The organism is Rhodococcus sp. USK10 (assembly GCF_019378875.1).
Lineage (GTDB): Bacteria > Actinomycetota > Actinomycetes > Mycobacteriales > Mycobacteriaceae > Rhodococcus_F > Rhodococcus_F pseudokoreensis.
In genome coordinates this window covers 3152723-3171588 of sequence record NZ_CP076048.1, presented here as the reverse complement: position 1 = coordinate 3171588, position 18866 = coordinate 3152723, and the positions used below count along the sequence as shown (strand labels likewise).

At 67.1% G+C, this 18866-nt stretch carries 17 protein-coding genes; 3 read left to right on the top strand and 14 right to left on the bottom strand.

The annotated features are described in order from the left end of the window. Nucleotides 1-123: 123 nt before the first annotated feature. Complete coding sequence (locus tag I1A62_RS21670) at nt 124-975, top strand: crotonase/enoyl-CoA hydratase family protein (protein WP_219459723.1); 852 nt, start codon at nt 124-126, stop codon at nt 973-975. Here the strand turns inward: I1A62_RS21670 and I1A62_RS21665 are convergent. From I1A62_RS21665 to I1A62_RS21635, 7 genes are all read right to left on the bottom strand, one after another. Then, on the bottom strand, nt 880-2442 hold the full coding sequence (locus I1A62_RS21665; protein ID WP_219459722.1) for an MFS transporter: 1563 nt from the start codon (nt 2440-2442) through the stop codon (nt 880-882). The two genes, I1A62_RS21670 and I1A62_RS21665, sit on opposite strands and share 96 nt — an antisense overlap. Nucleotides 2443-2491: 49 nt before the next feature. Continuing rightward, nucleotides 2492-3628, bottom strand: coding sequence for a CaiB/BaiF CoA-transferase family protein (locus tag I1A62_RS21660; RefSeq protein ID WP_219459721.1), 1137 nt, complete (start codon nt 3626-3628; stop codon nt 2492-2494). A 157-nt stretch (nt 3629-3785) separates the two neighbouring features. After that, nucleotides 3786-4808: an AraC family transcriptional regulator gene (locus tag I1A62_RS21655; protein ID WP_219459720.1), complete on the bottom strand. Its 1023-nt coding sequence runs from the start codon at nt 4806-4808 to the stop codon at nt 3786-3788. 73 nt (nt 4809-4881) lie between these two features. Then, nucleotides 4882-5883 (bottom strand): NAD(P)-dependent oxidoreductase, encoded by a 1002-nt coding sequence (locus tag I1A62_RS21650; protein WP_219459719.1) that lies wholly within the window; start codon nt 5881-5883, stop codon nt 4882-4884. A 31-nt stretch (nt 5884-5914) separates the two neighbouring features. Further along, nucleotides 5915-6442 carry a 2,4'-dihydroxyacetophenone dioxygenase family protein gene (locus tag I1A62_RS21645; RefSeq protein WP_219459718.1) on the bottom strand — a complete coding sequence of 176 codons (528 nt, stop codon included), beginning with the start codon at nt 6440-6442 and terminating at the stop codon, nt 5915-5917. Between the two features lie 98 nt (nt 6443-6540). Then, on the bottom strand, nt 6541-7626 hold the full coding sequence (locus I1A62_RS21640) for a zinc-binding dehydrogenase (protein ID WP_219459717.1): 1086 nt from the start codon (nt 7624-7626) through the stop codon (nt 6541-6543). 283 nt (nt 7627-7909) lie between these two features. Beyond that, complete coding sequence (locus tag I1A62_RS21635; RefSeq protein WP_219459716.1) at nt 7910-8998, bottom strand: Lrp/AsnC family transcriptional regulator; 1089 nt, start codon at nt 8996-8998, stop codon at nt 7910-7912. Nucleotides 8999-9099: 101 nt separating this feature from the next. On the opposite strand from I1A62_RS21635, the gene I1A62_RS21630 reads away from it, so the two are divergent. Together I1A62_RS21630 and I1A62_RS21625 are read left to right on the top strand one after the other, a co-directional pair. Continuing rightward, nucleotides 9100-10401, top strand: coding sequence for an MFS transporter (locus I1A62_RS21630; protein ID WP_124394739.1), 1302 nt, complete (start codon nt 9100-9102; stop codon nt 10399-10401). After that, nucleotides 10398-11699 (top strand): amidohydrolase, encoded by a 1302-nt coding sequence (locus I1A62_RS21625; protein WP_219459715.1) that lies wholly within the window; start codon nt 10398-10400, stop codon nt 11697-11699. The genes I1A62_RS21630 and I1A62_RS21625 overlap by 4 nt, the downstream gene beginning before the upstream one ends. 46 nt (nt 11700-11745) lie before the next feature. On the opposite strand, the gene I1A62_RS21620 is transcribed toward I1A62_RS21625, so the two are convergent. Genes I1A62_RS21620 through I1A62_RS21590 form a run of 7 tightly spaced genes read right to left on the bottom strand, consistent with a single transcriptional unit; the run spans nt 11746 to nt 18731 of the window. Beyond that, nucleotides 11746-12588 carry a metallophosphoesterase gene (locus I1A62_RS21620; protein ID WP_124394738.1) on the bottom strand — a complete coding sequence of 281 codons (843 nt, stop codon included), beginning with the start codon at nt 12586-12588 and terminating at the stop codon, nt 11746-11748. Between the two features lie 43 nt (nt 12589-12631). After that, nucleotides 12632-13534: a carbohydrate ABC transporter permease gene (locus tag I1A62_RS21615; protein WP_124394737.1), complete on the bottom strand. Its 903-nt coding sequence runs from the start codon at nt 13532-13534 to the stop codon at nt 12632-12634. Between the two features lie 21 nt (nt 13535-13555). Beyond that, nucleotides 13556-14524, bottom strand: a complete 969-nt coding sequence (locus I1A62_RS21610) for a carbohydrate ABC transporter permease (protein ID WP_219459714.1) — start codon at nt 14522-14524, stop codon at nt 13556-13558. Then, on the bottom strand, nt 14524-15390 hold the full coding sequence (locus I1A62_RS21605; protein WP_124394735.1) for a phosphodiesterase: 867 nt from the start codon (nt 15388-15390) through the stop codon (nt 14524-14526). Before I1A62_RS21605 ends, I1A62_RS21610 begins: the two co-directional genes overlap by 1 nt. A 26-nt stretch (nt 15391-15416) precedes the next feature. After that, the gene (locus I1A62_RS21600) at nt 15417-16166 is read right to left on the bottom strand and encodes a tyrosine-protein phosphatase (RefSeq protein ID WP_219459713.1); all 750 of its coding nucleotides are present in this window, start codon (nt 16164-16166) and stop codon (nt 15417-15419) included. Nucleotides 16167-16200: 34 nt separating this feature from the next. After that, nucleotides 16201-17562, bottom strand: coding sequence for an extracellular solute-binding protein (locus I1A62_RS21595; RefSeq protein ID WP_219459712.1), 1362 nt, complete (start codon nt 17560-17562; stop codon nt 16201-16203). Continuing rightward, the gene (locus tag I1A62_RS21590; RefSeq protein WP_219459711.1) at nt 17562-18731 is read right to left on the bottom strand and encodes an ABC transporter ATP-binding protein; all 1170 of its coding nucleotides are present in this window, start codon (nt 18729-18731) and stop codon (nt 17562-17564) included. The genes I1A62_RS21595 and I1A62_RS21590 overlap by 1 nt, the downstream gene beginning before the upstream one ends. Nucleotides 18732-18866: the final 135 nt, after the last annotated feature.

Below are 18866 nucleotides of genomic sequence, written 5' to 3'. Positions count from 1 at the left end.
CCATGCCCAGCGCCGATTATCGAGGGAGGCAATAGGTCTTTGACCGAAGGCGTCGCACCACGGACCGTGGAAGCAGCGTGCCGGCACATACGAGCACGGCCACATTCAAGGAGACGCTCACCGATGAAATTCGACACCATTCGTCTCGATGTCGAGGACGGTATCGCCACGATCACGCTGGACCGACCCGACCGTCTCAATGCCTACACGAAAACGATGAAATCGGACATCATCGCCGCGTTCGATCAGACCGATGCCAGCGATGAGGTCCGTGTGGTGATCGTGACCGGTTCGGGAAGGGGCTTCTGTGCGGGCGCTGATCTGTCCGAGGGGGGTTCGCGATTCGACGCTGCGGACGAGGCCGGCGGCGGAGTTCCCCGCGACGGCGGCGGCGAGATGGCCTTGCGAATCTACGCTTCCACCAAGCCGGTGATAGCGGCGATCAACGGTCCGGCAGTGGGAGTCGGCGCGACCATGACCCTGCCCATGGACATCAGACTGGCCTCGGAGACGGCAAAGTTCGCGTTTCCGTTCACTCGACGGGGCATCGTTCCCGAGAGTTGCTCGAGTTGGTTCCTCCCGCGCGTGGTCGGCGTCGACCGCACCGTGGAATGGCTGTACACGGGAAGGCTGTTCACCGCAGCGGAGGCACTCGACGCGGGTCTGGTTCGCGCCGTCCATCCGCCGGAGGAGTTGCTCGGTGCCGCTCGGCGAATCGCAGCCGAGATCGTCGACAACACGGCACCCGTCTCGGTTGCCCTGACCCGTCAATTGGTGTGGCGGATGCTCGGCGCGCCCCATCCGATGGACGCGCACATCGCGGAGTCCCGCGGAATGCGTGCACAGGGCTCGAGCAGCGACGCCCACGAGGGTGTCACGTCATTCCTGGAGAAGCGGCCGGCGCGTTTCACCCGCACTGTCGCCACGGATCTTCCCGACATCTTCCCGGGCTGGGCCTCCCCGGAATATCGCTAGCCGGCGCCGGTGGTCGTCGCGCGCACGGGCGGCGGCCACCGCGCCACCGAGAGCCAGAAAGGCGAGCAGGCCGAATGCGGCATGAAAACCGTGACCGAGGTCGCCGAAGACTGAGGGATCGAGCGAATCGGCGCGCCCGCCGAAGATCGCGGACTTGTCGCCACCGGTGAGGGGCGCCGTCACCACCGCCAGGCACAGTGAAGTTCCGATCGTGTTGCCGAGCATCTGGACGAGCGATCTGATGCCGCTGACCGCGCCGAGCGCGGCCTGGTCGCAGCGGCGCAGGATGGTCGCGCCATTGGCAACCACGAGGATTCCGGCTCCCGCTCCCGCAATCAGCCCGCCGCAACCTGCAAGCAGTGCATAGGTATGAGCCGTGACGGACAGCAGGACAATCAGGATCCCGAGGCTGGTCATGAGCGAGCCGGCGATACCGAGCACGTAGGCGCCGAAACGACGCTCGAGCAGGCGGTAGCTCAACGACGCGAGCATCGTGCCGATCGAGACCGGCACGACAGCGAGGCCGCCGATCGCTGCTCCGGAGGAATGCACGGTCTGAAACAGCAGTGCGATGAGCAAGACGAGGGGGAACCGCGCCGCGCAGTTGAGGAAGCTCGACACATTCGCCCAGCGAAATATCCGCTCGGCGAACAACGAGAGGTCCACCAGCGGAGACTCCGCCCGTCGTTCCCAACAGACGAAGGCAACGGCACTGCCCGCGGAGGCGCTCAACAGCCCCACGATCCGCAGATCCGTCCAGCCCGCCGCGCTCCCGAGGCTCAGCGCCGTGATCGCGGTGGTGACGGCGCCGATGCTCAGTCCGGAACCGAGCAGGTCGAGTCGCTGTCCGGAGGATTTCGGTGCTTCGTGGGGAAGCACGAAGAAACCGGTGAGCACCGCGCAGAAGGCGACAGCGACATTCGGCCACAGGACCCAGTGCCATCCCAGATGCGCCGCGATGACGCCACCGATGACGGGCCCAAGGAATTGAGCGAGCGAATTGACTGCGAAGTACACGCCCATCGCCCCGCTCAGTTGCTTCGGCGGATATGCGGAGGCGATGAGAGCGGCGCCGGTCGCGAACATCATCGCGGCGCCCGCGCCCTGAAATCCTCGGCCCGCGATCAGTATTCCGGCCGTCGGTGCCGTAGCCGACACCGAGCTGGACAGTGCGAACAGGCTCACACCGGACAGGAAGAGGCGCCGGCGGCCCACCAGATCGCCGATCCGGCCGAACACCACCAGCAACGAGCACATCGTGACCAGATAGGCCAGCAGGATCCAACTGGTCGCGACGGCGCTCGATCGGAGGTCGCCCGCGATCACCGGCAGCACGACATTCAGAGCGCTCTGGTTGAAACCGCCGAGGAACGCCGTGAACGATGCGATCAGGAGTACCCAGGCGGGCTTGCGTGAAACTGCATGATTTCGCGCTGTCCGCGCGCCGGCATCGACAGCGCCGGTCACGATCGTCCGCACCCAGTCGAGGGGAGTTCCCTGCTCGAGGCAGGGGCCGTCACGGGACGTTCAACCCGAGTTCGGCGAGCACTTCCTCGGTGTGCTCGCCGAGACGTGGTGCCCCGAGACGGGTCGGCTGCCAGGGCTCCGTACCGACTCGGACGTGCGGCGCGGGTTCACGCACGATGCCCAGGCCGGGTCGCTCGACCTCGCGGATCACGTCGTTCGCCTGCACCTGAGGGTCGGTCAACATCTCCTCGACGGTGTTGAGCGGCCCGCAGGGAATGTCGGCGTCGGAAAACAGCTTCAACACCTGGTCACGAGTCGAATCCTGGAACATCGCGGTCAGCTGATCATTGATCGTTGTGCGCGCTTCGCGGCGATCGACCAGCCCGGGAAACTTCTCGATCCAGTCCGGCCGTTCGATTGCCCCACAGAGCAGTCTCCACTGCGCATTGGTGGTGGCCGTGCAGATCAGCCACTTGCCGTCACCGGCGCGCAGGATCTGCGCCACCCGGGTGTTTCGTTCGACCTTCCCCGTGGGAGGTGCGTCGACGAATGTGTCGGTCTGCATCATGTCCGGCCAGAGAAAGGAGATCGCGGTGTCCAGCATGGTGACTTCGACGTGGTCGCCTCGACCGGTCCGGCCGCGCTGGACAAGGGCCGCGAGGATGCCCTGCGCCAGCGACATCGACGTCAGCTTGTCGGGGAGAACATTCGTCACCAACTGGGGAGTGTCCTCGTCCTGCGTGGCGGCCATCGAGGACACGCCCTGAATGATCGGGTCGTACACACGTTGTCCGGCATAGGGGCCCGTCGACCCGAAGCCCCGCACCGATGCCGTGATCAGCGCCGGATGTCGGGAACGAAGCTCGTCGAGTCCGAGACCCAGCCGTTCGGCGACACCTGGACGCCAATTCTCCATCACCACATCGGCCTTCGCGATCAAGGCGTGAACGGCCCGGATTCCCTTGTCCGACTTCAGATCGAGCACGATGCCGCGTTTGCCGCGATTGGCGTTGTAGTACATCGCCGACATGCCGCGGTGCATCGGATGATTTCCACGAAGCTGGTCGCCGTCGCGGCTCTCGACCTTGATCACGCTCGCTCCGAGTTCGGCGAGCATCGTCGCCGCATACGGGACGGACAGTACTCCGCCGAGATCGAGCACGTTGATTCCGTCGAGCGGCCCCATTGTTCCTCCTGTGAATCGTCCGTGACGCGCGAGTGGCACGTGCTTTCACATTCGGTGATCGCGGGGCTTGCGTCCAAGACCAAATGCCTCCACGAGTGATCGGCGGGATTGATGGGTGCGACTGGACTGGAGGCACCCGCGAATGCCGGACCGGTACTCAGGGCTGAGCGTGTGGACCGCGCCACGGCCTCGACGTCGAGCCGGTGATCAGCTGGCGTGGGGACTGCCCGAACCAGCGTTTGCAGGCGCGAGTGTAGCTGCTCTGCTCGGAGTAGCCCAGCATCCGCGCGATCTGCGCTACCTGGAGTCCCGTGGCGGACAGGCTCAGTGCGGCGGCGCGCCGGACTTCGTCGAGGATGGCCTCGAAGGTGGTGCCCGATTCGGCGAGTCGGCGTTGGAGCACCCTGGGGTGGAGCGACATTTCCCTGGCGACGTCGACGAGGCTCGCCTGGTGGAGCGGCAGGAGTCGCCGGATCAGGTCGTGCACGTGGTCGGCGACGGCGAGATCGGGACGTTTCGGTGCCAGGTATTTTTCGGCGAGAGCGCGGGCTGCGGAGTCCGAGCCGTGAATTCGCGTGTCCAGTGCACCGTTGGGCAACGCCAGGCAGTTCCGTGAGCCCTCGAACTCGATCGGGCAACCGAACAACTCCTCGTAGGCTTCCGGCTCCGCGGATCGTGCGTGCTGCATGGTGACCCGGAGTGGAACGAAGTCCGGGTCGACGAGCAGCCGGAGTGCCCCGAGTCCGATGCCGAGACTGAGTTCGACCATCTGGTCCCGGTGCGGTAGCTGGCGAAGCAACACGGTGAAGGTGAAGTCCGAGGCCGCCGCGCCCCTCCGCAGTTCGGTGGCAATGGAGGGGCTGTAGGTGTGCAGATAGCGGGACACGCCGTCGAGAGCGTCGGCCACCGTGTCGGCGTGGCGGGCGATGACCGCGATCGGGCCGAGGATGTCGATGCTCTGACGGCGCGCCAGCTGCAACCCGAAGTCGGGGCGTCCCAGTTCTGTCGCCGCTTCACCGATGACGGTGGCGACCGCGGTGTAGGTGAGGAAGCGGTCGTGGTCGCCGGCGACGGCCGGGTCCACTCCGTGCTCGAGCAGCACGGCATCGGGGTCGCCGCCCAGGTCGGTGACCAGATCCCCGAAGTTGGCCAGTGCCGATGCTCGGATGAGGTTGACCACAGTCGTCAATTGTCAAAAGGGGGCCGCGTCCCGTCAAGTACGCGGCGGCCTTACGGATGGCGAGGTGGTGACCTCAGGCCGGTATCAGTCCTTCTTCCCGGGCCCACGTCTCGACCCGCGTCATCCCCTCGTCGAACGACACCAGCGGCTCGTAGCCGAGGACGGTGCGGGCCTTGTCGATGGAGTATGCGCCGGGCCGGTTGAGCATCAGCATGGTTCCCGGGCTCAGCTCGCTGGGCAGGCCCAGTCGCCGCTGAACCGCGCCGACGGTGCTTGCGAGTGCGATGGCGAGTCCGGCAGGCAGGGTGCGGACGGGGCCGCCGATCATCTGGGCCAGCCGGCCGAAGTAGTGTGCGCAGCTCATGCCGTCGCCGTCGGTGATATTGAAGATCTGCCCGGCAGCGGCGTCGGAGGCGATCGCAAGCAGGGTTCCGTCGACGAGGTTGTCGATGTACACCGGTGTGAACGTTCCTTTTCCGCCGTTCGGCAGGATCAGCTGGCGAGCCGCGAGCATCTGCAGGATGAGGATCACCCAGGGCCGAGACTCCGGCCCGTACACGTCACCGGGTCGGATGACGGTGCAGTCGATTTCGCCGGCAGCGTGCGCGGCGAGCACGACGGCCTCGGAGTTGACTTTCGTGTCGGTGTAACTGTGTCCGTTGACGTGCACCGGATACTTCTCGTCCACACCGTCCGGGTAGGCGAAGCCAAACGCGGCTATCGACGACAGGTGGACGAAACGGCGCACGCCGGCACCGATCGCGGCGTCGAGCACCCGCCGGGTCCCCAAAACGTTGACCGTCCAGGCATCCTCGAGGGAAGCCACGTTCGACACGAGCGCCGCGGTGTGGATCACCACATCCACGCCATCGAGTGCCGCGGACCAGGAATCGGGGTCGGTGGTGCTCCCCGCCACGATCCCGTTCGCCGGGTCGGCTCGAAGGTCGACGCCCGTGACCTCGACGCCGAGGGCACGCATCCGCTGTGTGAGGGCGCGGCCGATGAATCCGTCTGCGCCGGTGATGAAGACCTTGCCCGGCAGTTCCGGTGCGGGACGGGGGATGGTTGCGGTCATACCGGCAACCCCTTTCGTATTCAGGCTGAAACTAGCTCGCGGTGTAGCGGGCACTGCCGCCGGTGAGGTAGTTGACCTTTCCGAGTCCCTGTGCCTCCGAGAGTTGTTCGGTCAGTGTCTTGATGGTGATGGCGTCGAGGATGGAATGGAACTGGCCGTCGGGGGTGAAGTTGACGTTCGCGCCGTAGACGATGAACAGGACGACGGTGTCCTCGGTGTTGTCCTCGGGGGCGTAGAACTGGTGGATCGACGACCCCGGTTCGTAGAGGTAGCTGCCCGCGGTCTGCGGCTGATCGGGGTACTCGCGGTACGCCCACTTGCCGGACAGGGTGTAACCGTGAACGGCGCCGGTGTGCAGATGCACGGGCAGTTCGGCACCGGGGGAGAAGTGCGCCAGGACCACCCAGATCCCGACCTCGGGATCGAGGAACAGCGGCTGGTAGTTGACGCCGGGGGCGAGCGCGTCCTTGATGACGGGGATGTCCGCGGCGTTGAGGGTGAGCAGTTCGTCCTGGGGCAGCGAGAACACGGGGGCCTTGGTGAAGGGCTGTGCGGTCATGTCGAGTCTCCTGTTGTGGATGTGTGACCCCGAATGGGGTTCGGATGGTGGAGCGTTTCCGGCGAGGGTGCGCCGGAACGAAGGTGTCGGGCCGGAAGTCAGCCCAGGGTGGGGTCGATGATGATCTTGGCGTCCTGCTCCGGGTCGGCCAGATCTGCGTAAGCCTGCCTGACATCGCCGAGCCCGACACTCCTGGTGATCAACGCGTCGACCTGGAGCTTACCGGCGGCGAGATGTGCCAGGGTTTCCGCGAATTCGTCGACCGTGTAATAGATTGAGAAGATCAGGTCGATCTCTTTCAGCACACCGAAGGTCGGCTGGAAGCGATCCTCCTGCATGCACAACCCAGCGACGACGACCCGCGAACAGGCAGACGCGCCGGCCAGGATCTGTTGGATGACCCCGGGAACGCCGACACACTCGAACACGACCGAGGGACGCACGGACAGCTCGGGAAACAGTGCCGTCCGGCGGCCGGCTCTCGCCGGGTCGGCGGTCGCCGCGACCTGGTGCCACGACTCGTACGGCGACGACTCCCGCGGATCGACCACGACGTCGGCGCCGAGTTTCGCGGCAAGAGCACGACGGGCCGGGGAGAAGTCGGCTGCGACGATCGGCCCGACGCCGCGCATCTTCAGCACCGCGATCGTCGCCAGGCCGATTGGACCGCAGCCGATCACAAGGGGAACGTCGTCGGCGCCGACCGCGCCGCGATTGACCGCGTGCAGCGCCACGGCGAGCGGTTCGGTCAACGACGCCGTGGCAGTGCCGAGGGTGTCCGGCACCGGCATCAGCAGTGCCTCGGACAGCACCATGTACTGCGCGTAGCCGCCGGGGGTATCGATTCCACCGAAGCCGAGCTGGGTGGGGACGTCGCGGAGCAGTAGCGGCGGCGACACCACCCGGGTGCCGGGCGCGAGGGTCCCGCTCGTGCCGGGTCCGTACGCGACGACCTCGGCGCAGAACTCGTGCCCGAGGACGACCGGCTTGCCGACGTCGAGCAGATCGCTGCCGGTGACAGCCTTCACGCCGGCCACGAACTCCGGTCCGTGACTGACGCAATGCAAATCCGATCCGCAGATTCCGTTGGCTAGCGTCCTGACCAGTACCTCCCCGGAGCGAGGCTCCGGCATCGGGATCTCGGTGACTTCGAGATCGCCGTTCCGCATGACAACTGCGTGCATGGACATCATCCGTTCCTGGTGCGCCGCTCGAAGGGCGGTTCGTCGAGATGCCCCAACGGTATGTGTCCCAGGTCTCGGACGTCTTGCCATAGGACGACGTCATTTTGTCATTTGACGACTGCGAACTTCGGTCGGTCACGGCCTGTTCTCGGGATCATCGTGCAGCCGCCGGCCAAGGAGTTGCGCCTGACGGCGTGCAGATCGGACTGGTCGGCAGCGGTTTTCGCGTGGTTCTCTATGCCGGGTCGTGGGCTCGGCGGGGAGGCCGAATCCATCGCGGTCCCTACATCTCCAGCGGGATGTGCTCGGCGGCGGTGCCGTCCGGGTCGAGCAGCTGCCCCATGCGTTTGACGGTGCGCAGGGTCACGGTGCGTGCGGTGATGCTCAGGCCCGGGATCCGCTCACCGAAGTGACCCTCGAGCCGGGCGGTCTCCTCCGCCGAGCGCGACCACACCGAGACGAGGAGGTTGCAGTTGCCGGTCACTGCGGCGCACAGACGTACGTCGGGGAGGGCGGAGAGTTCGCGGGCGGCGTCGTCGAGACGATCGGCAGGCACGTTCATCCGGTAGGTGGCGAGCAGCCGCCAGCCCGCGAGCTGCTGGGCGAAGTCGCAACGGAAGAGGATCTCGCCCTGGCGGATCATCCGCTGCAACCGGCGTCGCGCGGTCGGCTCGGCGATGCCGGTGGCGGCGGCGAGTTCGGCGTAAGTGCGGCGGCCGTCGCCGCCCAGTGCCCGGAGCAGGACGAGGTCCGGGCTCGAGGACGCATCCGGGTGCGTCCATGCCGGACGCGCGCCCAGCTGGGCGCGCTGGTCCCTGTCCAATGCGCGCACGCGCCAGCTGCTGCCCTCCCGGTACCCGCGCAGCGACACCCGGGTATTCACCGACAGTGCCCCGTCGTGCGCGCCGAGGTCGTGACTGAGGAAGTGCGCGAGCGCGGCAGGCCCGCGCGTCACGACGCTGAGGAACAGGTCGAAGTCTCCCGCCACCTGCTCGAGGCTGAACACCCGCGGATCGGTGACGAGCCGGTCGATCAGCGGCTCGATCGCGCCGGGACTGCAGCGGACTTCCACGTATGCCACGCAGTGATCGTCCGACGGCGTCGGATACGCGGTGACCCAGGACAGCCCGAGTTCCGTCAGGCGGTGCCAGCGGCGGGCCGCGGTGGTCGCCCCGATGCCCAGCGCGGTGCCGACCTGTGACCAGGGGGCACGTGGACTGGTCTGGAGGGCGTCGATCAGGGCCAGGTCCAGCTCGTCGAACGGTGGACGCCCACCCGTCGAGGATGCGTCCTGGCCGCGGCGGCTGTCGGATTCCGGCGCGTCCGGCGGTGTGGTGACGGAATCCTGCGTTTTCGTTCTTGCGACCCTCATGGTTCCTAGTCTTCACCCAGTGCGCGGCGGCCGTGTCGGAGGTGCCGAGGCGTCGACTTGGTGTGTCGGTGATTCGCCGACCCTGTCATCCGGGAGAAACTGTGAAACATCCACCAGAAGTGCACCGCGCCAACGCCGATCGGACCCCACTGGACCGGGCCGCGCGGATCACGGTGATCCTTCTGTTCGCCGCGTGGGTCGTCGATTACATCGATCGCCTCGCGATCAACCTCGCGCTGCCCTCGATCGGTGCCGAGTTCGGTCTCGGCCACACCCAGCAGGGCATGGTCATCTCCGCGTTCTTCCTTTCCTATGCGCTGTGCCAGATCCCCGGCGGTCTGCTCGCCGACCGGTTCGGTTCCCGACGAGTGGTCTCCTGGTCGCTGCTGATCTGGTCCCTGTTCACCGCCCTGACCGGCACTGCCTGGGCGTTCGCCGTGCTGCTGGCGATTCGGTTCCTGTTCGGGGTGGGGCAGGGGGTGTACCCCGCGGCGGCCATGAAGGCGGTCGCCGAACGCACCGCGCCGGGACAGCGAATGACGGCGACCGGGTGGGCGCAGAGTTCCAACGCCTTCGGCGCGGTGCTCGCCCCACTCATCGCGGCGCCGATCATCGCCCTGTGGGGCTGGCGGATGTCGTTCTTCGCGGTCGCCGGGCTCGGAGTTCTGGTCTGGGCGGCGATCCAACTGTGGCTGCCCGCCACGTTGCCGCAGTCCGACGACACCGAGGCCCGACCGGATCAACCGGGAGGATTGCGCACCGTTCTCGCCTCGGGGGTGATGTGGCGGTTCACCCTGATGTTTTTCGGCTACGGCATCATCGTGTGGGGCCTGAACTCCTGGATCCCGTCCTATCTCCAGACCGAGCGCGGCATCTCGCTCACGGGATCCGGGTTGCTGTCCGCGATCCCCGCCCTGGTCGGTGGCGTCGCGATCATCGCCGGTGGCAAACTCATCGACCGTCTCGGCGGACGGCATCGACTGATCGTCTTCCCCGCGATGACGGTCTGCGCGGTGTGCATCCTCTTCCTGAACCGGGTGACGTCGCTGACCGAATTCGTCGCGCTCCTGTCGCTGGCCACCGCTTCCGCCACGCTGTGCTACATGCCGATCTTCGCGATACCCATGCGCACGCTGCCTGCCGGGATGGTCGGCACCGGGTCGGGAATGATCAACTTCGGCGGTCAGGCCGCCGGATTCATCACCCCGATGGTGATGGGCGCGTTGGTCGATCGCTATTCCTACACTGCCGCGTTCGCCTTCCTCGTCGTCGGCGCCGTCCTCGCAGGCGCGTTCGCGCTGGGAACACCGCAGCATCCCAACGCTTTCAGTGCAGCCATTTCGCCCCGCGAGCCACAACGCCCGAACTCACCCAGCCACGACAACGTAAGGACAGCACCATGACCGCATTTTCCCAGACCGTCGCTCTGCCTCCCGGTACTCCCGCCCAGGCCGGCCTGGCGGTACTGCTGCCCGCACTCGCCGACCTCTACCGCGATCTGCACGCCCACCCCGAATTGTCCATGCAGGAGAACAGGACCGCGGACATCGTCGCGGCGGCGCTGCGCGCACAGGGCTGGGACGTCACCGAAGGCGTCGGCCGGACCGGCGTCGTCGGTGTGCTCCACAACGGCGACGGTCCGGTGGTGCTGCTGCGCGCCGACATGGACGGACTGCCGGTCCGCGAGGACACCGGACTCGACTACGCCTCCACCGACACCGGGATCGATCCCGACGGGGTGACGGTGCCAGTCATGCACGCGTGCGGTCACGACGTGCACGTCACCTGCCTGCTCGGCGTCGCCGCGCTGTACGCCGCGGACCGCTCCCTGTGGCGCGGCACCCTCGTGGTGGTCTTCCAGCCCGGCGAGGAGACCGCGCAGGGCGCCCGGGCGATGGTCGACGACGGTTTCGTCGAGCGCTTCCCCCGGCCGGATGTGTGCCTGGGCCAGCACGTCGGACCGTTCCCCGCCGGCACGATCGTCACCCGCCCCGGAACATTGATGGCTGCCGCCGACAGTTTCCGTATCCGGCTCTTCGGGCGCGGCGGGCACGGATCGGCGCCCGAACACACCGTCGATCCCATCGTCATGGGCTCGGCCGTGGTGGGGAGGCTTCAGGCGGTCGTGTCGCGCGAGGTGGCCGCCGGTGATTCGGCGGTGGTCACCGTGGGTTCGTTCCACAGCGGCCACAAGGAGAACATCATCCCCGACGAGGCGGAACTGAAGGTCAACGTCCGCACCTTCGACCCGCAGGTGCGTGACCGGGTGCTGCCCGCGATCCGCCGCGTCGTCAACGCCGAGGCGGCCGCATCCGGGGCGCCCAAGGACCCGGAGTTCAGCCCCCTCAACGACTTTCCGCTGACGGTCAACGACGAGGCCGCCACCGAGCGGGTCGTCGCCGCACTCGCCGGCGCCTTCGGTTCGGACCGGATACTGCCGATGCCACGTCCACTCGCCGGCAGCGAGGACTTCGGTGTGTTCGCCACCGCCGCCGGATGTCCCTCCGTCTTCTGGCATTTCGGCGGCGCCGACCCCGCGGCGTTCGCCCACCTGGACCTCACCGCCACGGCGGCCCTGGCACTACCCGAGGGAGTGCCGACCAACCACTCGCCGCAGTTCGCCCCCGTCATCGATCCGACTCTCGAAACCGGCGTCCGGGCCCTGCTCGCCGCGGCGGCCGCCTGGAACGCGGCGAGCTGAGACGTGTCGGCTTCACCGCCGGGACGGCGAGTGGTGGATCCGGGTCTCAGCAGACGGGGCTGTCCGCGAGTACCTCGATCGCCTCGACCACCTCGGGGACGGCGGTGACGTGAACGTCGTCGAGGCCGGGCACCGACCGGTAGGCCGCCCGGACAGCGCCATCGGTGCAGTCGTACTCGACGACGCCGAGTTGGTGGAGCGGGCCGGCGAAGGTGTCGTCCTCGCCGGCGACGAAGGCGGTGGCCGGTGCCCATACCTCGATCGCGTCACCGCGGCGGGTCTGCCGGTAGCAGTGCAGGTGTCCGCTGCCGACTGCGGCCAGTGACACCGTCTCGAGCAGTTCCAGCAGGCGGGCGCGGGACTCTCCGATGTCGAAGGCGTGCTCGCTCGGCTCCGGGATCGCCTGCCAGATCGGCTTGTGCAGGAACACGATCACCCGCTGGGTGTCCGGGATGTCGCGGACGGTGTTTTCGATCCACGTCCACTGTTCGCTCTCCCGGTCCAGTCCCGAGCCGAAGAGTTCACTGTCGAGGCCCAGGACGGTGAAGCCTTCGGTGTCGTGACGCCAGTGGTCGGGGCCCCACACCTTCTCGAATGCGGCGATTCGCTCGTCGGTGACGCCGATGCCCTTCCACGGGGTCGCGCCGGGCTCGCCGATGTCGTGGTTGCCCGGCACGACCAGCACGGGGGCGGTGAACTTCTGCATCAGGGTGTGGGCGTGGGCGCGGTCGGCGTCGTCGTCGGGGTGGATGATCACGATGTCGCCGGAGTGCACGACGAGGTCGGGCCTGACGGTGTTGTTGACGTAGTCGACGACGCGGTCGAAATTCTCCTGGGTGCGGCCACCGCGGGCGGTCAGGTGGGTGTCGCTGATCTGGACGATCTTCACGGAAGGGGCTCCTTCGGATGGGTGAATTTTGTTGTTGAAGTGACTATTTGAGTCCGGACCGCACGAACGCGTCGCGGACGTAGCGCTGCAGGAACAGGTAGATCAGGAAGATGGGCAGGCATGCGATGCCGGACGCGGCCATGACGGCGCCCCAGTTGTTGCCCTCCTCGCCGAGGAATCCGCGGATTCCGATCTGGACCACGGCATTCGACTGCCGCATCACCAGCGAGGGCCACAGGTACTCGTTCCAGGCCGAGATGAACAGCATGATGCCCAGCGCCGCGAGCGCCGGCCTCATGTTGGGCAGCACCACCTTCCACAGGGTGGCCCACGAGTTCTGTCCGTCGATGAGACTGGCGTCCAGCAGTTCCCGCGGGAACGCCTCCATGTGCTGACGCATCAGCAGAACTCCGAACGCCGAGCACAGATTGGGGATCACGATGCCCGCCACGGTGTTGAGCAGACCCATCTGCGAGATCAGCAGGTAGTTCGGGATCATCGTCACCTGGAACGGCACCAGCCACGATCCGACGAACAGCAGGAACAACACCTGCTTGCCGAAGAACGTCCACCGCGAGAACGCGTAGGCGGCGAGGATCGCGACCACCAACTGGCTCGTCGCCATCGCGAATGCCATGACGAACGTGTTGCCGAGCATCGACACCATCGGCAGGTTTTCCCACACGTAGCGGACATTGGCGAGGGAGAACGGCGAGGGAATCGGATTGACGGACAGCGAGTCCTCCGGCGCGCGGAACGCGGTGGCGAACATCCAGTACACCGGGAACACGCTGAAGAGGGTCACCACGGCGAGGACCACGTGACCGGTCGCGAGCCGGGGCAGTGAGCGAGTGGCGACGGGAGCGTCGCCGGGATCGCGAGCCGGGGGTGCCGCGATCGTGGCGGCCGCGGGGTTCGCCGGCCCGTCGACGAGTACAAATGTCATGAGTGGTCCTCGTTCTCGATCTCAGTTGTCGTAGAAGCTCAGTCGGTCCGACAGGCGGACGAACACGATCGCGATGAGCCCGAAGCCGAGGAAGAACAGCGTTCCCGCGGCGGCGGACAGTCCGGCGTCGAAGTTCTGGAACCCGAACTGGTAGAGCAGGTAGTAGATGTTCGTGGAGGCGCCGCTGGGTCCGCCCTGGGTGACGATGTCGATGATCGGGTACGCCCACTGCGCCCCGAGGAGGATCGTCATCAGCCCGAGGAACACCAATGTTGGCGACAACAGCGGAAGGATGATCCGGCGGGTGATCGTTGCCTGCGACGCGCCGTCGAGAGCGGCCGCCGACGCGTAGTCGGGACTGATGCCGGCCAGTCCGGCGGAGATCACGAGGACACCGAATCCGAGCATCTGCCACCCGACGATGAGCACCACACCGGCCAGCGCCAGCGAGGGTTCACGGAAGACGTTGCCGAGCTCGAAGCCCAGCGTCGCGGCGGCCCGGGGGATCGTGCCGCCGTCGGGATTGAACAGCCAGCGCCAGATCGCGCTCCCGGCGACCGGGGTGACCAGGAACGGGACGAAGATCAACGCCTGGTACACGGTCTTGGCGCGCCCCGACACCCGGTTCGAGAGCAGCGCCACGACCACGGGGAGCAGCAACGAGAACACCATGAACGCGAGCACGTACACGACGGTGTTGCGCAGTGCCTGATGGAGTTCGGGCAGCGCGAGCACCCGCGTGTAGTTGTCCAGTCCCACCGGTGTTTTCGGGCTGGTGGGGACCATGTTCCACTTGTAGAACGAGAGCCCGACGGTTTCGGCGAGCGGCTTGTAGATCCAGACGATCAGCAGCACGACGGCGGGCAGCAGGTACAGGTACGGGGTGAGACGGCGCACCACGCGGCCGGTACGGGACGGGCGGACGGTGGCCGCGCGGTCCGTACCGGACGGTGTGACCGGCGCGGCCGCGGCGGGAACTTCGGCGAACATCACTGCACCGCGGCGGTGGTGAGCTCTGCGATGGACTCCCGGATCTCGTCGGCACTCATCTCGTACACGGTGGGCGACACCTCCAGCGGGACCACGGTGTGCAGGACGCGGTCCCGGTAGACGTGCACCATGTTGAATCCCTGGGCGCCGTCCTGGCCGCGGAGCCCGCCCTGCTCGACGAGCAGGTCCTGGGTGTAGCAGGTCGCGGACGCGACCGAGACGGGGATTCCGGCGAAGGTGCAGGTGGTGGAGTAGTGCAGGTGGCCGGCGAGGATCCCGCGGACGTCGGTGTCTGCGAGCACCGTCTCGAGCCGGTGCTGATCTTGCAGTTCCACGGCTTCGATGGCGTCGAGGAGACTCGGCACCGGGGGGTGGTGCAGGGCGAGCAGGGTGCCGTGCGGCGCGGGCTCGGCGAGCACCTCGGTGAGCCACGCGAGTTGCTCGTCGCTGATCAGGCCGTGATGGTATCCGGGAACCGTGCTGTCCAGCACGATGATCCGCAGCCCGTTCACGTCGACGACTGCGTCGACCGAGTCCTGCGTGGGTTCGGCGTCGAGCAGGCCGCTCCGGAAGGCCGGGCGGGCGTCGTGATTGCCCATCACCCAGATCACCTTCGCGCCGAGACGCTCCGCGGCGGGCTCGACGATCCGGCGCAAACGCACGTACGCCTCGGGCTCGCCCATGTCGGCGAGGTCGCCGGTGAACACGATGGCCTCGGGGCGCTGCCCGGTCTTCTCGAGCCGCTCGAACAGCCGGGAGAGGTTTGCGTCGCTGTCGACGCGGTCGTGCAGCAGGTCACCGTCGGTGACGAAGTGGGTGTCGCTCAGATGCAGGATGTAGTGGTCGGGTCCGCTGTACTGGGACATGGCATTTCTCCTCGGGAAGTCGGGGGTCAGACGACGAGCGCGGCGCGCAGGTCGTCGAGTTCGGCCGCGGTCATGCCGTGGGCCAGCAGGTACTCGCGGACGCCGCCGTGCGAGTCGGTGATCGACTCCAGCGTCGCGTGCATGAGTGCCGCAGGGCTGGCATTGATCACGTGGTGGTCGATACCTTCGGGAAGACCGCGGGTGCGCATCTTCTCGATCATCATGGCGGTCCAGTCCCCGGCCAGCAGGATCTCCGTCATGGCGTAGTCCGCGACGATGTCCCGTTGGTCGACGCCGACGGCCGCCAGCGTCAATGCGACGACGATCCCGGTGCGGTCCTTGCCTGCGGTGCAGTGCACGATCGTGGGGTCGTCACCCGAGGCAGCGATGGCGCGGACCGCCCTGGCCAGGCGGGCGCCGTACCGCCCGACCATCTCCCGGTACACGACGGCGAGATCGAAGTTCACGTTGTCGAGATCGAGGGTGCCCTCGTAGACGGGCAGGTGCAGAACGCGGTGTCCGACCCCGGTGAGCGCGCTGGGGGCCTCGTCGAGTTCCTGCTGTTCGCGCAGGTCGATGACGAGGGCCAGGTTCCGCTCACGGAGGGCGACGCGCGCCGCGTCGTCGAGCCGGTGCAGGGCATCCGAGCGGAACAGCTTGTTCCATCTGGTGATCGCGCCATCCGCCGCGGCGAAGCCGCCGAGGTCACGAAAGTTGTAGGTGCCGTTCAGGCTCAGGCGCCGATGATGTCCGGGCGCCGGGAGAGTGCTGGTCATGTGTCGTGTCTCGTTCGATCGGAGGGAAAAGTGACTACCGGATGAGTTCCTGCACGCGCTGCTGCGCGGCCGCCATGGTGGGCGTGGGGTCCTTGCCGTAGAAGACGGAATCCTCAATGGCCTGGCCGAGGATGTCGTCGGCCTGAACGTAGCTGTTGCCGGGGTAGGACTTCCACGGCTCGAGCCGGTCGAGCTGGCTCAGGTTGGGGGCGAGAAGCGGATTGCCGTCGGCCCACGATTTCAAGGCTGCGGGGTCCTGGGTGAGGGACGGGCGCAGCGGCAGGTAACCGATCTTGCTGGAAATCTGGGTGTAGGCATGGTCGCTCGTCATGAATTTGATGAACTCCCATGCCGCCCGCTGCTTCGCAGGGTCCTGGGAGAAGGTGAACAGTGCCGACCCGGAGTTGGTGGGTACCGCCTGCCGTCCTTCGAACGCCGGCATCGGGGCTGCGCGCAGCTCCCAGCCGCCCGTCGTCGCCGCTTTCATGAACATGCCTTGCACGGCCGACGTCTGCAACTGGATGGCGACGTCGCCCTTGGCGAAGCTCTCGGCTTGCGTCGCCGAGCTGATGTTGGCGAGCACGCCGTCGTCGTACAGCTGCCGAAGCATCGTCACCGCCGAGACGGCTTCGGGTTCACCGAATTCGATGGTCGAGCGGTCCTGCGACAGCACGTCGCCGCCCGCCGAACGGAACAGCGCCTGCATGCACCAGTTGCCGCCCTTCACCGAGCACGACACCGACAGTGCGGGCTTGCCCGTCGCCGCGGTGACGGCCTTGGCTGCGGCGGCCACCTTCGGCCAGGTGGACAGGTCGACGTCGGCGGGCAGGCCCGCCTTCGCCAGCGCGGTCGCGTTGTAGAACAGGGTGGGTGTCGAGAACACGTAGGGAATGCCGTACGTTTCGCCGTTCCAGTCGGCGAGTGTCGCCGCCCGCGGATGGAACGGGTGCGCGCCGGCGAAGTTCGCCTGCACGGCATCCTTGCCTGCCAGAGCGTCGAGGGACTTTGCGCCGAGCTGGTTGACGGCGAAGTCGAGGGTGTCGAAGGTCAGCTGGGCGACGTCGGGCGGCGAGCCGGCCAGCATCTGGGTCTGGACGCTGCTCGCCGTGCCCGAACCGACGGCACCGCCGCCCTGCGGCGGCTGTCCCTTCACGTGGATGTTCGGGTGCTCTGACTCGAAGTCGGCGATCAGCCCGTTGATGGTGTCGGACCACAGGCCTGCCTGTGCCAGGTTGTAGGACTCGAAGACGATGTCCACCTGCTGGTTCGGGTCGAGTTCGGGCACCGGGTGATCGCTGCCCCCCGGCCCGGCGGCAGCCCCGCCGGTGGCACAACCGGCCAGGGTGGCCATGGCCACGGCCGCCACCAGGACGGCCGAGAATTTCGTTCTACGCATCACACTGCTCCTGTTGCGAAAGATTCGGTGGTGGAACGGTTCACCGCGGGGTGAACCGGGGACGGAAGATCGGTGTGTTCGGGCAGATCCACCCATTCCAGGCGGCGACCGGTCGCGCGGTCGAACAGGTGCAGGTGCGCGGCGTCGGCGGTGAGGACAGCGGATCGGTGCGGGCGCAACGCGATCGGCCGCGGTGCCCGCACGCAGACGGTGGACCCACCCACCTCGCAGTAGGCGACCTGCTCGCTGCCGAGGTTCTCGACGGACGTCACGTCCACCGACAGTCGCACCGGCAGGTCGGCGCCCGGGTCTGCCATCCGGAGGTGTTCGGGGCGGATCCCCAGGACGATGTCGCGGCCCTCGGTCTGCCCCGGCCACAGCGACGCGTGGACGCCGTCCGTGGCGGCGACAACGGCGCCGCCGACGGTGCGGACCCGGGCGTCGATCAGGTTCATGGCCGGGCTGCCGAGGAAGCCGGCGACGAACACCGACGCCGGCCGGTCATAGACGTCCTCCGGCGTGCCGAGTTGTTCGAGGGCACCGTTGTTCAGCAGGGCGATCCGCGTCGCCATCGTCATCGCCTCCACCTGGTCGTGGGTGACGTACACGAAGGTCGCACCGAGACGCCGGTGGAGTTCGGTCAGTTCGCGGCGGGTCGCGGTCCGCAGTTTGGCGTCCAGGTTCGACAGCGGCTCATCCATGAGAAATGCCTTGGGATTGCGGACGATGGCGCGGCCGACGGCCACGCGCTGCCGCTGTCCGCCGGACAGTTCCTTCGGTTTGCGGCCCAGGAGGTGAGCGATGTCGAGTTGCTGCGCGACGGTGTCGACGCGTTCGGCGGCGTCCGCTTTGCGCATCTTCTTCACCCGCAGCGGGAACGCGAGGTTTTTCGCGACGCTGAGATGGGGATACAGGGCGTAGTTCTGGAACACCATCGCCACGTCCCGCCTCCGCGCCGGCGCCATTGTGATGTCCTCGTCGTCGAGGAGGATCCGGCCGCTGGTGGGTTCGAGCAGGCCCGCGAGCATCCGCAGCAAGGTGGTCTTCCCGCAGCCGCTGGGCCCGAGTAGGACCAGGAAGTCGCCGTCCCGGATGTCGAGGTCGATGTTGTCGACGGCTGTGACGCCTCCGAATGTGCGACTCAGGTTCTCGATACGAATCCTGCCCATGGCCTCTCCCGATGAAATGCTGTTACCCGATCACGTTGAATCGGGAATTTTGGTTTCAGCGGAAGTTAGCCAGGCTAAAGTGAACGCGGGCCGAACGGGCCGCCAAGCATCGGTAATGCTTGGCGCAACGTCCGG